The organism is Salinivibrio sp. AR647, from assembly GCF_001995415.1.
GTDB lineage: Bacteria > Pseudomonadota > Gammaproteobacteria > Enterobacterales > Vibrionaceae > Salinivibrio > Salinivibrio costicola.
This window is the reverse complement of sequence record NZ_MUFE01000001.1, coordinates 222,907-239,031: the sequence shown is the minus strand read 5'-3', so window position 1 is coordinate 239,031 and position 16,125 is coordinate 222,907. Positions and strand designations below refer to the sequence as shown.

Sequence of the window (16,125 nt, the reverse complement as noted above, 5' to 3'; positions counted from 1 at the left end):
CATGATGTCAATCAAAGTTCAGGTGGACAGAATATCCGCTGTCTGGTAACTTTAGAGAATAGTAAAGCAATTGGTCTTACCAATTTACAATCAGTCAGTTTCTGCAGCTAAGCGCCAAGCTTGGGGGGCAGATGGTCAATAAATACAATGGCATATCAGCGAATTCGTCAACCCAAACTCTCAGATGTTATCGAGAAAGAGCTCGAAGGTTTAATTCTGGAAGGGACCTTGTCTCCAGGCCAGAAGCTACCGCCTGAGCGAGAGTTAGCGGTCCAGTTTGATGTGTCTCGTCCATCAGTCCGTGAGGCGATTCAGCGACTTGAAGTAAAAAAGCTGCTCACTCGCAAACAAGGTGGCGGCACCTTTGTCAGTCAACGACTGTGGCAGCGATTTTCTGAACCCCTGCTAGAGTTATTGGCGGACCATCCGGAAACCCAGCTTGATTTGTTGGAATCACGGCATGCGCTCGAAGGTATTTCTTCTTATTTCGCCGCTTTACGGGGCACGGAAGAGGATTTTTCTCGGATTGAAGATTGCCATGATGCGATTCGACAAGCGCAGAAAGATGGGGACTTAAAGGCAGAAGCTTCCGCCGTCATGCAATATCTCGTTGCCGTAACGGAAGCGGCGCACAATGTGGTGCTACTGCATATCATGCGTAGCCTCGCACCGTTACTGGAACAGAATATTTACCAAAACTTTGAGCTACTTTATCGCCGTCAAGAGACGGTGGAAAATGTCAGCCGACACCGAGCTGAGATCGTGGATGCAATCACCGCTGGCGAGCCAGAAAAAGCGAGACAGGCGTCGCATGCACACTTAGCTTACATTGAGGAAACTCTGTTGGATCTTGGCCGAGAAGAAAGCCGTCGAGAACGGTCTCTACGTCGAATTCAACAACGCAAGGACGAGCTGGAGTAATCCCTATTCGCCGCCAAAATAAAGGCGAGGGGCCACTGCAGCTGCGACAACGTTTGTTTTGTACGAGTCAATCAACGAAAGGATAGATCGCCATGTCTGAAGTCATGAAAAATGACGTGGACGCACTTGAGACCCAAGAGTGGTTGCAAGCTCTTGAGTCAGTCGTTCGTGAAGAAGGTGTAGAACGTGCCCAGTTCCTTCTGGAGCAAGTCTTAGGGCAAGCACGTTTAGACGGTGTTGACATGCCAACTGGCGTGACCACCAACTATGTAAATACCATCCCTGCAGATCAAGAACCTGCTTATCCAGGTGATGTGAACTTGGAGCGTCGTATCCGTTCTATCATTCGTTGGAACGCAATCATGATCGTGTTGCGCGCGTCCAAGAAAGATTTAGAGCTGGGTGGCCACATGGCTTCATTCCAGTCATCGGCTGCGTTCTATGAAACTTGCTTTAACCACTTCTTCCGTGCGCCAAACGAAAAAGATGGTGGCGATCTGGTTTATTATCAAGGTCATATCTCTCCAGGCATCTACGCGCGTGCGTTTGTGGAAGGTCGTCTCACTGCTGAGCAGCTCGACAACTTCCGCCAAGAAGTTGACGGTAACGGTATTTCCTCTTACCCGCACCCGAAACTGATGCCTGAGTTCTGGCAGTTCCCAACCGTATCTATGGGTCTGGGTCCTATTGCGTCTATCTACCAAGCGCGTTTCCTTAAGTATCTGAACGGTCGTGGCTTGAAAGACACCTCAGAGCAGCGTGTTTACGCGTTCTTAGGCGACGGTGAGATGGATGAGCCAGAATCACGTGGTGCGCTATCGTTTGCCGCCCGTGAAAAACTGGATAACCTGTGCTTTTTGATCAACTGTAACCTGCAGCGCCTTGATGGTCCTGTAATGGGTAACGGTAAAATCGTTCAAGAGCTCGAAGGCCTATTTAAAGGCGCTGGCTGGAACGTGATCAAAGTGGTTTGGGGCTCTGGCTGGGATAAACTGCTGGCCAAAGACACCTCCGGTAAACTGCTGCAGTTGATGAACGAAACCATCGACGGCGATTACCAAACCTTCAAATCAAAAGACGGCGCCTACGTGCGTGAACACTTCTTCGGTAAATATCCTGAAACTGCAGCCCTGGTTGCCGATATGACCGACGAAGAAATCTTTGCGCTCAAGCGCGGTGGTCATGAGCCATCAAAACTGTTTGCTGCGTTCAAAGCGGCACAAGAGTGCAACGACCGTCCAACCGTGATCCTGGCGAAAACCGTTAAAGGTTACGGCATGGGTGAAGCGGCTGAAGGTAAAAACATCGCGCACCAAGTGAAGAAAATGGACATGACCCATGTTCACGCTATGCGTGATCGTCTTGGCCTACAAGACTTGTTGTCTGACGATGATGTGCAAAACCTGACTTACCTAAAACTGGAAGAAGGATCTGCGGAACACGAATACCTGCACGCGCGCCGTAAAGCCCTGCACGGTTACACTCCGCAGCGCTTACCTAAGTTCACTGAAGAACTGACGCTGCCAAAACTGGATGATTTCTCTGCTCTGCTGTCTGAGCAGAAGCGTGATATCTCTACCACCATGGCGTTTGTACGCTCATTGAACGTATTGCTGAAAGACAAGAGCATTGGCAAGAACATAGTGCCAATCATTGCTGACGAAGCCCGTACTTTTGGTATGGAAGGTCTGTTCCGTCAGGTGGGTATCTATAACCCGCAAGGACAAACCTATACCCCAGAAGATCGTGGCGTGGTGTCTTACTACAAAGAAGACCAAGGCGGCCAAGTACTGCAAGAAGGGATCAACGAGCTAGGCGCGATGTCATCGTGGGTAGCGGCGGCGACCTCTTACAGCACCAATGATCTGCCAATGATTCCATTCTACATCTACTACTCCATGTTCGGCTTCCAACGTGTTGGCGACATGGCGTGGATGGCGGGTGACCAACAAGCACGTGGTTTCCTATTGGGTGCCACCGCAGGTCGTACCACCCTGAACGGTGAAGGTCTGCAACACGAAGACGGTCACAGCCATATTCTGGCAAGCACTGTACCTAACTGTGTGTCTTACGACCCAACCTTCGCGTACGAAGTGGCGGTGATCATGCAAGACGGTATCCGTCGTATGTACGGTCCTGACCAAGAAAACATCTACTACTACCTGACGCTGATGAACGAAAACTATCATCAGCCAGCCATGCCTGAGGGCGCGGAAGACGGTATCCGTAAAGGTATCTATAAACTAGAAACCTACACGGGCGACAAAGCCAAAGTTCAGTTAATGGGCTCGGGCACTATCATGACCGAAGTGCGCAAGGCAGCGAAACTGCTCAGCGATGAATTCGGCGTGGCGTCTGACGTTTACAGCGTGACCTCGTTCAACGAACTGGCACGTGACGGTCAGGATGTGGATCGTTTCAACATGCTGAACCCAGATGCAGAAAGCAAAGTGCCTTATATCCAAACAGTCATGGGATCTGAGCCTGCGATTGCTGCGACTGATTACATGAAAAACTACGCTGACCAAGTTCGTGCGTTTATCCCAGCTGAGTCTTATAAAGTGCTGGGTACAGACGGCTTTGGTCGTTCTGACAGCCGCGAAAACCTACGTCGTCACTTTGAAGTGAACGCAGGCTATGTGGTGGTTGCGGCACTGAACGAGCTGGCTAAGCGTGGTGATGTTGATAAGAAAGTCGTGTCAGAAGCGATTAAGAAATTCGACATCGATACCAACAAAGTAAACCCGCTGTTCGCGTAAGAGGCTGAAACAATGTCAATCGAGATTAATGTACCTGACATCGGTGCGGATGAAGTAGAAGTGACTGAGATCCTTGTTAGCGTTGGCGACAAGGTAGAAGAAGAACAGTCGTTAATCACCGTTGAAGGTGATAAAGCATCCATGGAAGTCCCTGCGTCACAAGCGGGTGTGGTCAAGGAAATCAAAATTGCCGAGGGTGATAAAGTCACCACTGGCTCTTTGATTATGATCTTCGAAGCCGATGCGCCAGCGCAAAGCGCCCCAGCTCAAGAGGCGGCGCCAGCCGCCCCTGCTACAGCACCAGCGGCCGCATCAGAAACCAAAGAAGTGCACGTCCCTGATATCGGTGGTGACGAAGTTGAAGTCACTGAGATCATGGTTGCGGTTGGCGATACCATTGAAGAAGAGCAGTCACTGATCACTGTTGAAGGCGATAAAGCCTCAATGGAAGTGCCTGCACCGTTTGCGGGTACCGTTAAAGAAATCAAGATCGCGGCGGGTGACAAGGTGTCAACTGGCTCACTGATCATGATGTTCGAAGTGGGTGGCAGTGCTCCAGCTGCAGACGCCCCAGCAGCAGCCGAGGCACCAGCGGCGCCGGCAGCAGCACAAGCCAAAGACGTTCACGTCCCTGATATCGGTGGCGATGAAGTTGAAGTGACTGACATTATGGTTGCCGTTGGCGATACCATTGAAGAAGAGCAGTCACTGATCACCGTTGAAGGCGACAAAGCGTCAATGGAAGTACCGGCACCGTTTGCGGGTACGGTCAAAGAGATCAAAATTGCGGCGGGCGATAAAGTGTCCACCGGCTCGCACATCATGGTGTTCGAGGTTGCTGGTAGCGCACCAGCAGCGCCTGCACCAGCAGCGCCTGCACCTGCAGCGGCACCTGCTGCTGAAAAGGCGGCACCCGCACCTGCGGCTAAGGCCGACGCCCCAGCGGCTAAAGCTGACGCCGGCAAAGACGAGTTTGTAGAGAACAAAGAATACGCGCATGCGTCGCCTGTTGTTCGTCGTCTTGCCCGCGAATTTGGCGTGAACCTTGCGAAGGTAAAAGGTAGCGGTCGTAAAGGACGTGTACTGAAAGAAGACGTTCAGAGCTTTGTCAAAGACGCGCTAAAACGCCTTGAATCGGGTGCAGCATCTGGCTCAGGCGACGGCAGTGCACTTGGCTTGCTCCCTTGGCCTAAAGTGGACTTCAGCAAATTCGGTGAAACTGAAGTCAAACCACTGTCACGCATTAAGAAGATCTCGGGTGCGAACCTGGCACGTAACTGGGTGATGATCCCGCACGTGACGCAGTGGGATAACGCTGATATCACTGAAGTGGAAGCGTTCCGTAAAGAGCAAAACGCGATTGAGAAGAAGAAAGAGTCTGGCATGAAGATCACCCCATTGGTGTTCATCATGAAAGCCGCTGCTAAAGCGCTGGAAGCTTTCCCTTCATTCAACGCATCACTGTCGGAAGACGGTGAAAGCCTGATCATGAAAAAATATGTCAACATCGGCATTGCGGTTGATACGCCAAATGGTCTGGTTGTGCCTGTCTTTAAGGACGTGAACAAAAAAGGCATCTACGAGTTATCTGAAGAGCTGATGGCAGTCTCGAAGAAAGCGCGTGCGGGCAAGCTCACTGCTTCTGATATGCAGGGCGGTTGCTTTACCATCTCAAGCCTCGGTGGTTTGGGCGGTACCGCGTTTACGCCAATCGTTAATGCACCAGAAGTCTCAATCTTGGGTGTCTCTAAGTCAGAAATGAAGCCAGTATGGAACGGTAAGGACTTTGAACCTCGCCTGATGCTGCCACTGTCTCTGTCTTATGACCACCGTGTGATTGACGGTGCTGAGGGTGCGCGCTTTATCAGCTACCTCAACGGTCTAATGTCCGATATCCGCCGTTTGGTACTGTAATCGCAACATCGACAACCCAACCGGTCCGTGAAGGGTCGGTTGGGAATTGTTGTGCAGCTCACAGGCTATGGGTTTTTATTTTTCAGCCCATTAACATGGCTGTAAACTGTGGCACCAAACACCCACAACAATAAAAACTACCGCTCTTAGCCTGTCAGGGAATAAGACTACAACGAGGTCAGAATGAGTAAAGAAATCAAAGCGCAAGTCGTCGTTCTTGGCGCTGGTCCTGCTGGATACTCCGCCGCTTTCCGCTGTGCCGACCTAGGTTTGGAAACAGTGCTGGTTGAACGTTACAACACCCTAGGGGGTGTGTGTCTAAACGTTGGCTGTATTCCTTCTAAAGCCCTACTACACGTTGCCAAAGTGATCGAAGAAGCCAAAGCGATGGCCGATCATGGCGTGGTTTTCGGCGAGCCACAAACCGATATCGATAAAATTCGCTCTTGGAAAGACAAGGTGATCGGTCAGTTGACCGGTGGCTTAGGTGGCATGGCCAAGCAGCGTAAAGTGACCGTGGTTAACGGTACCGGCCGTTTCACTGGCGCCAACACCCTGTTGGTCGAGGGTGAAGAAAGCACCACCATTAATTTTGACAACGCGATCATCGCGGCCGGCTCTCGTCCTATCGAGCTGCCATTTATCCCGCATGATGATCCACGTATCTGGGACTCTACTGACGCGCTCGAGCTCAAAGACGTACCAGAGAAAATGCTGCTGATGGGCGGTGGTATCATTGGTCTAGAAATGGGTACTGTCTATCACGCATTGGGCTCACAGGTCGATGTGGTCGAAATGTGTGATCAGGTGATCCCGGCGGCCGATAAAGACGTGATTAAAGTCTTTACCAAGCGTATCAGCAAGAAAATGAACCTGATGCTGGAAACCAAAGTCACCGCAGTAGAAGCCAAAGAAGATGGTATTTACGTGACGATGGAAGGCAAAAAAGCGCCAGCAGAGCCAGTACGTTATGATGCTGTATTGGTTGCGATTGGCCGTAGCCCGAATGGCAAACTGCTTGACGCCGGCCAAGCCGGGGTTGAAGTTGACGATCGCGGCTTCATCAATGTTGATAAGCAAATGCGCACTAACGTGCCACACATCTATGCGATCGGCGATATTGTTGGTCAGCCAATGCTTGCGCATAAAGGTGTGCATGAAGGCCATGTGGCTGCGGAAGTCATTTCTGGTAAGAAACATTACTTTGATCCGAAAGTGATCCCATCGATTGCTTATACTGAGCCAGAAGTAGCATGGGTCGGTAAAACCGAGAAAGAATGTAAGGAAGAGGGCATCAACTACGAAGCCTCTACCTTCCCATGGGCGGCTTCTGGTCGTGCGATTGCGTCTGACTGCGCTGACGGTATGACCAAGCTTATCTTCGATAAAGATACGCACCGTGTCATCGGGGGTGCCGTTGTCGGTACCAACGGTGGTGAGCTGTTGGGCGAAATCGGTCTTGCGATTGAAATGGGCTGTGATGCCGAAGACATCGCGTTGACTGTTCACGCTCACCCAACACTCCATGAGTCTGTTGGCTTGGCCGCTGAAGTGTTTGAAGGCTCAATCACGGATATGCCGAATCCAAAAGCGAAGAAAAAGAAATAAACTGCGCGTTTATATGTTTCTTCTTAAGCCCTGCATTGCGGGGCTTTTTTATATCGGTGATATATCGATTGAGAAGAAAAAAGCGGGCCTCGGCCCGCTTAGTCAGTATGATGGTCAAGCGTTAACGCTTAAAGCTTAAAGCTGCCCACCAAGGTATCGAGACGTTTAGACAGATCACGCAGTGACTCGCTGGCTTCAGCCATGGTATTGGCGGTATCCGCGGTCTGTTGCGAGCTGTGATTAATCTCTTCAATATTCTGATTGATGTCATTGACCACCGTTGATTGCTCTTCTGTCGCGGTCGCTACTTGTGTATTCATGTCTGAGATTTGGATAATCTGCTCATTAATCGCGTTCAGTGACAGCGACGCCTCATCCGATGCGTTGACCCCTTCGGCTGTCATGGTACGGCTTTGCTCCATTGCGTTGACAGCATTATGGGCCTCTTGCTGCAGGCGGTTGATCATAGTCTGGATTTCATCGGTTGAATCGGAGGTACGGCTAGCCAGGTTACGCACCTCGTCGGCAACGACCGCAAAGCCTCGCCCTTGTTCGCCCGCACGTGCCGCTTCAATGGCGGCGTTCAAGGCGAGCAGGTTGGTTTGCTCTGAAATACCACGAATTACATCCAAAATGCCGCCAATTGCGTCGGTGTTTTCAGCCAGCGCACTGATCACTTTCGACATATTCTCCATATCGTCGGCAAGGCTGGCGATGGTGTCTCGCGCTTGGGTGACCACACCTTGGCCATTGGCTGCATCATCGGACGCTTGGTTAGCGGCACTGGCGGCATTAGCGGCATTGCCGGCAATTTCATTCACCGTCGCGCCCATTTCATTAATCGCCGTCACCACTTGTACGGTGCGATCACGCTGATACTCACTCTGAGATTGCGTGGCGCTAGCTTGTGACGAGACTTGCTCTGCAGCATGACGAAGCTCACCACCGGTACTGGCAACGTCTGAGACTAGACGATGGATTTTCTCCACAAAACTATTGAAACCAGAGGCGAGTTGGCCAATTTCGTCTTGGCTATCGATGTCGACACGTTGGCGTAAATCGCCTTCACCTTCGCCGATCTCACGGAACACATTCGCCACGTATTGAATCGGTTTGGTAATGGTCGTCGCAAGCCAAACGGCCACCACAATAAACACTAACCCAACGACCACAGACACCATTAGGATCTGATTGCGGGTTTGATTGAGTGGTGCAAAGACTTCTTCTGCTGGAACATCTGCGATGACATACCAGTCCATGGAGGGAACATAACTTGAGGCGAGCAGGACTTCCTTGCCATTAATGTGTGTATCGAGGAGGTTAAAGTCACCTTTTTGGAGCAAGCTCCGTGCCTGTGCTCCATACACATCACTCAATGTTTTTTCGCCCATGAGATCGGTGTCACGGTGCAATTGGACCATGCCATCGGCATTGACTAAGAAAACAAAACCCGACTGTTCGATTTTGAATTGATTCAAAAAGCGGGTCATGTCTTCGAGTGAACGCGAAAACCCAGCCAAGCCTTTGCCGTTAAGCTGTTGAAAGTTGACGAACAGCTTGAGCTCGCCATTATCCTCTTGGAACACCTGTGCCATGGTGGCATTGCCACTGTCGAGAAAGTTATAAAACCAACTGTCTTTTTCACGCGTTAGGACGCGTAAAAAACCATCTTGGTTCCAATACTGGCCGGTCTCTCGGTTAGCGATAGAGGCATCATTGAGATCGTATTGGTCACGTAACACGTTAAGCTGCTTGACCACGCGGGCTTCTTCGCTCGGGGTGATCCCTTGGTTGAGAATATCGAGTGTCACCGGATTTGACGCGAGCTGACGCGCAGCAGATTGCAGCTGGTTAACTTCACTATCAATGGTATCTCTAAACTGAGTGAGGGTGGTCGGAAGCTCATTCTCTAACAGGCGCTTTTCCATAATATCGCGCGCTTGGCTTAAGCTCATATAGCTGACGATCGCTGTCGATGCGATCACGGCTGAGACAAATGCCAACACGAGCTTTTGCTTAATCGTGAGTTGTTTTAGCTTCATGCCTTTCTCTCTATGTGGTCTATCACGCGCTATTTTGTAATCATCGATAAGTTGACAAGTTAGCGTGACAAAAAAGTGACGATGTGTATGGCACCAATGTCTAAGTTAGCAGAATTACATTTACCGTTCCTAATGTATCGGCGATGAAATGATAAAATTGAAGCCCTTGCCCATAATTATTGATGAAAATGACACTTAGCTCGCGCTTTCAACACAAACCGATAAAAAGGGATGGAGGGCGCATCGCCTGATCGATATCGCGTTATCTTTTTTGGCTAACTGTATCGTGATAAAAAACCGTATAGAATCAAACAGAACGCGACAATCACGGTTAATTGGATCGTGAGAACGAGGGAATAGAGGGCTGCGTCACTAAGACCTTGGTCGTATGTTTCATAAAACGGGTAGATTTTAATTTTAAGTTAAAAATGCTATCCTCACGCAGCGGTTACGTGCTCGAACCCTCGTCTTGCTGGAAAATTTTAATAAACTTCGCCGGATAAGCGTGATACGAGTACTAACACTTTCCAAGGATGTTGGATCATACGATCTGACCGAGAAAAGAGGAAATAGTCGTGCTTGAAGCCTACCGTAAACACGTCGAAGAACGTGCCGCTCAGGGTATTGTGCCTAAACCGCTGAACGCTGAGCAAACCGCCAGTCTGATAGAACTGTTGAAAAACCCGCCCGCTGGCGAAGAAGAAACCCTTGTTTATTTGCTGGAAAACCGAATTCCACCCGGCGTGGATGAAGCCGCCTATGTAAAAGCAGGCTTTTTAGCTGCGTTGGCAAATGGTGAGGCGCAATCGCCGTTAATCAGCCCTGAGCGCGCCACAGAGCTACTCGGTACCATGCAAGGCGGTTATAACATCCAGCCTCTGATCGCGTTGTTAGAGGATGAAAAACTGGCGCCAATTGCAGCCAAAGCCCTGTCACATACCCTGCTCATGTTTGATGCTTTCTATGACGTGGAAGACAAAATGAAAGCAGGGAATGCTTACGCTAAACAAGTGATGGAATCTTGGGCCAACGCAGATTGGTACCTGGAAAAACCGCAGATTCCTGAAAAAGTGACACTGACAGTGTTCAAAGTATCGGGTGAAACCAACACCGATGACTTGTCTCCCGCGCCAGATGCTTGGTCACGTCCAGATATTCCCTTACATGCTCTTGCGATGCTGAAAAACGAGCGCGAGGGTATTCAGCCGGATAAACCCGGTGACATTGGCCCCATTGAGCAAATGAAGGCGCTGGAAGAAAAAGGCCACCCACTGGTTTATGTCGGTGATGTGGTCGGTACTGGCTCGTCTCGTAAGTCGGCAACTAACTCGGTGTTGTGGTTTATGGGGCAGGATATTCCTAACGTCCCTAACAAGCGCTCAGGTGGTTTTTGTTTAGGTGGCAAAATCGCGCCTATTTTCTTTAATACCATGGAAGATGCGGGCGCTCTGCCGATTGAACTTGATGTGACTTCGCTCAATATGGGCGATGTGATTGACCTGTACCCCGCTGACGGTAAAGTGTGCAAGCATGGCACCGATGACGTGTTGTCGACCTTCCAGCTCAAAACCGACATTTTGTATGATGAAGTACGTGCCGGTGGCCGCATCCCATTGATTATCGGTCGCGGCTTGACCGATCGAGCCCGTGAATGTCTCGGCCTTGAGCCATCTGACGTCTTCCGCCGTCCCCGTCCAGTGGCTGAATCCACCAAAGGCTTTACGCTGGCACAAAAAATGGTCGGTAAAGCCTGTGGCGTCGAAGGTGTGCGTCCGAATACCTATTGTGAGCCTAAGATGACCACGGTAGGGTCACAAGACACCACCGGACCCATGACCCGTGATGAGCTTAAAGACTTGGCGTGTCTTGGTTTTACCGCCGATTTGACCATGCAGTCTTTCTGTCATACGTCAGCATATCCAAAGCCGGTTGACGTGGAAACACACCATACCTTGCCCGATTTCATCATGAATCGTGGTGGCGTGGCACTGCGTCCAGGTGATGGGGTGATTCACTCTTGGCTCAATCGTATGCTGCTGCCTGATACTGTGGGTACCGGTGGCGACTCACATACGCGTTTCCCGCTGGGGATTTCTTTCCCTGCCGGCTCGGGTCTGGTGGCCTTTGCTGCCGCAACCGGGGTGATGCCGCTGGATATGCCTGAGTCGGTCTTGGTGCGCTTTAAAGGCGAAATGCAGCCCGGTGTTACCTTGCGTGACTTAGTCCATGCCATTCCGTATTTCGGCATCAAACAAGGTCTGTTAACGGTTGAGAAATCAGGAAAAATCAACGAATTTTCCGGTCGTGTTCTCGAAATCGAAGGGGTTGAGCACCTCACGGTTGAACAGGCGTTTGAGCTATCAGATGCATCCGCAGAGCGCTCTGCGGCGGGTTGTACCGTGAAGCTGTCACAAGACTCAGTGGCCGAATACCTTGAGTCAAACATTGTGATGTTGAAGTGGATGATTGCCGAAGGTTATGGCGACCGCCGTACCATTGAGCGCCGTATTCAAGCGATGCAGCAATGGCTAGACAGCCCAAGTTTGATGGAAGCGGACAAAGATGCCGAGTATGCCCACGTACTTGAAATCGATCTGGCTGAGATCAAAGAGCCTATCTTGTGTGCGCCGAACGATCCGGATGATGCGCGTACCTTGTCGGACGTGGCAGGCGACAGAGTCGATGAAGTCTTTATCGGAAGCTGTATGACCAACATTGGTCACTTCCGAGCAGCCGGTAAATTGCTGGATAAATTCGGTGGCAGCTTATCGACTCGGATGTGGGTGGCACCACCGACGAAGATGGATAGAGATCAGCTGACCGCTGAAGGTTATTACGGTATCTACGGTCGTGCTGGGGTACGGATCGAAACGCCGGGATGTTCCTTGTGCATGGGTAACCAAGCGCGTGTGGCGGAAAAATCGACTGTGTTGTCGACCTCGACACGTAATTTCCCAAACCGTCTCGGTACGGGCGCGAATGTGTATCTGGCGTCGGCTGAGCTGTCGGCAGTCGGTGCGATTCTCGGCCGGATCCCGACTCAAAAGGAATATCTAGAGTACGCTGAGCAAATCAATGCGACGGCAAGTGATACTTATCGTTATCTTAACTTCCATCAAATGGATGCCTACACCAACATCGCCAATGATGTGATTGTTAAAACCGCCGTGTAGGACGCGCTGATGGCCGATAGCGTTCGGCATGGCGCCAAGAAAAGCGCCTTCCATCTTTATGGGAGGCGCTTTTTTTCGTGTGCGTGACCGAGTGAGAGAGCGCCAACTGGCTTCGTGTTATGGTTGATTAATTAATCGGGTTATCCATTAATCGCGCAATATTCTCAGCCGTGCGCGTGACGTTGCTTGCCGTGTTGACCAGCGCCTCAGACAATGAGCAGGGCCCTGGCTGAATGGGGAAAATCGCTTTGACGCCGTGTTGATAAAGCGTATCACAGTTGTCACCGACACTGCCGGCGATCGCCACCACGGGAATGTGATGTGATTGGCCAATCCGGGCGAGCGCCATGGGGACTTTTCCGTGCTGAGTTTGACCATCGACCCGTCCCTCACCGGTAATAATCCAATCTGCTTGTGCCAGGGTCGAATACGCGTGGGTCCGTGTTAGTAGCAACTCCACCCCGGGTACGAGCTGGGCATTGAGTAAACCGCCTAAAGCGGCACCGATTCCGCCTGCTGCGCCTGCGCCTGGAAAGTGCGCAATGGCATGGCCAAGTTGATAGTGACAAATACGGGCAAAACGGTGAAGGTGTTGCTCTAAACTGCGAATGTGGCTGACCGTGGCGCCTTTTTGCGGACCAAATACGGTAGCAGCGCCATCGGGTCCACATAGCGGGTTATCGACATCACAGGCCGCGATGAGTGTGACAGCGCGCAGGCGTGAATCAAGCGTGCTGAGATCCAGTGTCATCAATGCACCTAATCCGTGTCCAGTCGGAATAATTGGTTTGCCTGCACCGTCAAGCAGGCGCGCGCCTAAGGCGGTCAGGATCCCGGCGCCCGCGTCATTGGTGGCACTGCCACCTAAACCAATAATGATTTCATCGATGTCATGATCAAGCGCTGCACGGATCAGTTCACCGGTGCCTAAGCTGGTGGTATGGAGCGGATTTTTTGCGGTGCTTGGCATTAATGGTAAACCTGAGGCACTGGCGACATCCAACACGGCCAGTCGTTGCTCACGATTAATCACAAAACTGGCCGTCACCGGGCGAAAATCTGGCCCCGTGACGTCACAGTGAAAACGTTCTCCACCCAGTCGTTCGAGCATACTTTGTGCAAATCCCTCACCACCATCTGCCATGGGCAACAGTGAAAACGTGGCATTAGGCAGTGCGGCTGCCATGCCTGTTTGAATAGCGTTAGCGACTTGTGGGGCGCTGAGGCTTTCTTTGAATGAGTCCGGTGCGATCACAATATGCATGGCTTGTCCTTGGCGATATGACGGTCGTCCATTAAGTCGAACTGAAGTAAACAGTATGAGCGAAGTGCTACCTTGATAACAGCTTGGGCTTGGCAATTCGTGGCAAAAGCCGGACAATGCCGCGCGAAGATTGGAGGTGGATGTGGATTACGAATTTTCTCGCAATAGTTTTGATGACAGTTATCGCATTGTGTTCTCAATGGGCCATGAAGCGATTGGCCGCTGGTTGTTCGATGAAGTAGGCACTGAGCTTAGCCACGTTGAGCAATATGTCGAGGCCCTCGCTCAGCTGGAAAACGAACAGCAATGGCGCGGGCATACTTTTACCTTAACAGCCAATAAAGATGAAGTGGTGGTGATGGCGAATGCCATGCTACAAACACCATCGGATGAGGCGCAAGCAACCCTCAGTGCGCAGGCATTGACGTTTTATGATCAAGAAAGCTGTGCCGCGTGTGGCTATGATGACTTTATGGAAATGTTATCGGCCTATCGCGACTTTATTATCCGTTATGGTCGACGATAACTCGAGATAAACGCGGAGCGGGGAATCGGCCCGCGTTTTTTCGATGATCGCTGATGGTGCAGTTGAGCGATAACACATTGCCGATGCGCTGTCTTGGTGAATACCTCGCACTTTTATAGTGCAAACTCCTCGAATTACCCCTTCTTGTTTTCTAAATGCATGATTTTAAAGCCATCAAATATTGGCACGGCTCTTGATACCTACAGTGTGAAGCAAACACAAGGACTCAGGAGAAGGATATGAAACTGATTAGCGCCATTATCAAGCCATTTAAGCTTGATGACGTTCGTGAAGCGTTGGCGGATGCCGGTATTGATGGCATGACGGTCTCGGAAGTCAAAGGCTTTGGCCGCCAAAAAGGGCACACAGAATTATATCGTGGCGCCGAATACCAAGTCGATTTTTTACCCAAAGTGAAACTTGAAATCGCGGTACAGAGCGAGAATGTGGATTCTGTCGTTGAAGCGATTTCTAATGCTGCACAGACCGGAAAAATTGGCGATGGCAAAATCTTTGTCTTCGATCTTCAGCAGGCGGTGCGTATTCGTACCGGTGAAATGGATTTGGAAGCAATTTAATACAGGGAGTATAGACAATGGAACTGGTTAATACGGTGACAGAATTGCGCTACGCGCTCGACACCTTTTTCTTTCTTTTATCCGGCGCGTTGGTGATGTGGATGGCCGCGGGCTTTGCGATGTTAGAAGCCGGCTTGGTGCGATCTAAAAATACCACGGAGATCCTGACCAAAAATATCTGCTTATATGCCATCGCGTGCACCATGTATTTACTGGTCGGTTACAACATCATGTATGTCGACAATGCGGGTGGGGGTTTTATGCCTTCATTTGGCACCTTGATTGGCACACAGGGCGCAGAGGCTGATCATTCATTGGAATCAGACTTCTTCTTCCAAGTCGTGTTTGTTGCTACCGCTATGTCAGTAGTGTCTGGTGCCGTCGCGGAACGAATGAAGCTGTGGGCGTTCCTGGTTTTCTCTGTCATCTTGACGGCGGTGATCTATCCAGTTGAAGGATATTGGACTTGGGGCGGCGGCTTCCTATCTGAGGCCGGTTTCAGTGACTTTGCCGGCTCAGGAATTGTTCACATGGCCGGTGCTTCCGCGGCATTAGCCGGTGTGCTCTTGTTAGGTGCGCGTAAAGGCAAGTACAGCAAAAACGGTAAAATCAACCCGATTCCTGGCTCTAACTTGCCGTTAGCGACCTTGGGGACGTTTATCCTTTGGTTCGGCTGGTTTGGTTTCAATGGCGGCTCGCAGTTGATGGTCTCAGATTTTGAGAATGCGACAGCGGTGGGACAAATCTTCCTCAACACGAATGCGGCGGCGGCGGCCGGTGCTATTGCAGCCTTACTGGTATGCAAAACCCTATGGGGGAAAGCGGATTTGACCATGGTCTTAAATGGCGCGTTGGCTGGCTTGGTGGCAATTACCGCCGATCCGCTGTCACCCTCACCAGTGGCGGCACTGATCATTGGTGTGGTATCTGGGGCTATCGTCGTGTTCAGTATTATCGGTCTCGACAAGATAAAAATTGACGATCCTGTCGGTGCGATTTCCGTCCACGGTGTGTGTGGTTTCTTTGGCCTCATGGTTGTGCCTTTAAGTAACACAGCAGCGACCTTTGGTGCCCAGCTTCTGGGAGCGGCCGTTATTTTTGCCTGGGTATTCGGTGCAAGCTGCGTGGTTTGGTGGATATTGAAGAAAACCATGGGTATTCGCGTGACCGAAGAAGAAGAGATGTCGGGTATGGATTTACACGATTGCGGTATTGATGCGTATCCCGAATTTGTCAGCGTAAAATAGCCACGCGTATAAGACATCGTTAAACTCTGAAACGAAACCTTACATTTTTACAGTAGGGTTTCGTTTTTTTTTGATCCTATCGATATTGAGCAT

Annotated in this window: 10 protein-coding genes; 8 read left to right on the top strand and 2 right to left on the bottom strand. The window is 50.7% G+C overall.

Annotation, left to right across the window (positions count from 1 at the left end; translation table 11 throughout):
* Positions 1-147: 147 nt before the first annotated feature.
* The 4 genes from pdhR (at position 148) to lpdA (ending at position 7,202) form a co-directional block, all read left to right on the top strand.
* A complete protein-coding gene (gene pdhR / locus BZG76_RS01080; RefSeq protein ID WP_021022598.1) occupies positions 148-921 on the top strand; it encodes a pyruvate dehydrogenase complex transcriptional repressor PdhR in 774 nt (257 codons plus the stop codon).
* Between the two features lie 92 nt (positions 922-1,013).
* Entirely contained in the window at positions 1,014-3,680 is a 2,667-nt protein-coding gene (aceE, locus tag BZG76_RS01075) for a pyruvate dehydrogenase (acetyl-transferring), homodimeric type (RefSeq protein ID WP_077459849.1), read from the top strand.
* A gap of 12 nt (positions 3,681-3,692) precedes the next feature.
* The gene (gene aceF / locus BZG76_RS01070) at positions 3,693-5,594 is read left to right on the top strand and encodes a pyruvate dehydrogenase complex dihydrolipoyllysine-residue acetyltransferase (RefSeq protein WP_077459848.1); all 1,902 of its coding nucleotides are present in this window, start codon (positions 3,693-3,695) and stop codon (positions 5,592-5,594) included.
* A 183-nt stretch (positions 5,595-5,777) separates the two neighbouring features.
* Positions 5,778-7,202: a dihydrolipoyl dehydrogenase gene (gene lpdA, locus BZG76_RS01065; protein WP_077459847.1), complete on the top strand. Its 1,425-nt coding sequence runs from the start codon at positions 5,778-5,780 to the stop codon at positions 7,200-7,202.
* A gap of 128 nt (positions 7,203-7,330) precedes the next feature.
* Here the strand turns inward: lpdA and BZG76_RS01060 are convergent, their stop codons facing one another.
* On the bottom strand, positions 7,331-9,244 hold the full coding sequence (locus BZG76_RS01060) for a methyl-accepting chemotaxis protein (RefSeq protein WP_077459846.1): 1,914 nt from the start codon (positions 9,242-9,244) through the stop codon (positions 7,331-7,333).
* A 575-nt stretch (positions 9,245-9,819) separates the two neighbouring features.
* On the opposite strand from BZG76_RS01060, the gene acnB reads away from it, so the two are divergent.
* The gene (gene acnB / locus BZG76_RS01055) at positions 9,820-12,417 is read left to right on the top strand and encodes a bifunctional aconitate hydratase 2/2-methylisocitrate dehydratase (RefSeq protein ID WP_077459845.1); all 2,598 of its coding nucleotides are present in this window, start codon (positions 9,820-9,822) and stop codon (positions 12,415-12,417) included.
* A 127-nt stretch (positions 12,418-12,544) separates the two neighbouring features.
* On the opposite strand, the gene BZG76_RS01050 is transcribed toward acnB, so the two are convergent.
* The gene (locus tag BZG76_RS01050; protein ID WP_077459844.1) at positions 12,545-13,681 is read right to left on the bottom strand and encodes a glycerate kinase; all 1,137 of its coding nucleotides are present in this window, start codon (positions 13,679-13,681) and stop codon (positions 12,545-12,547) included.
* Positions 13,682-13,823: 142 nt separating this feature from the next.
* Between BZG76_RS01050 and BZG76_RS01045 the strand changes: the two genes are divergently transcribed.
* The 3 genes from BZG76_RS01045 to BZG76_RS01035 all read left to right on the top strand — a co-directional run bounded on the left by BZG76_RS01045 (position 13,824) and on the right by BZG76_RS01035 (position 16,032).
* Entirely contained in the window at positions 13,824-14,207 is a 384-nt protein-coding gene (locus BZG76_RS01045) for a YacL family protein (RefSeq protein WP_158009957.1), read from the top strand.
* A 239-nt stretch (positions 14,208-14,446) separates the two neighbouring features.
* The gene (locus BZG76_RS01040) at positions 14,447-14,785 is read left to right on the top strand and encodes a P-II family nitrogen regulator (protein ID WP_025673127.1); all 339 of its coding nucleotides are present in this window, start codon (positions 14,447-14,449) and stop codon (positions 14,783-14,785) included.
* Positions 14,786-14,802: 17 nt separating this feature from the next.
* The gene (locus BZG76_RS01035) at positions 14,803-16,032 is read left to right on the top strand and encodes an ammonium transporter (protein WP_077459842.1); all 1,230 of its coding nucleotides are present in this window, start codon (positions 14,803-14,805) and stop codon (positions 16,030-16,032) included.
* The last annotated feature ends 93 nt before the right edge of the window (positions 16,033-16,125 follow it).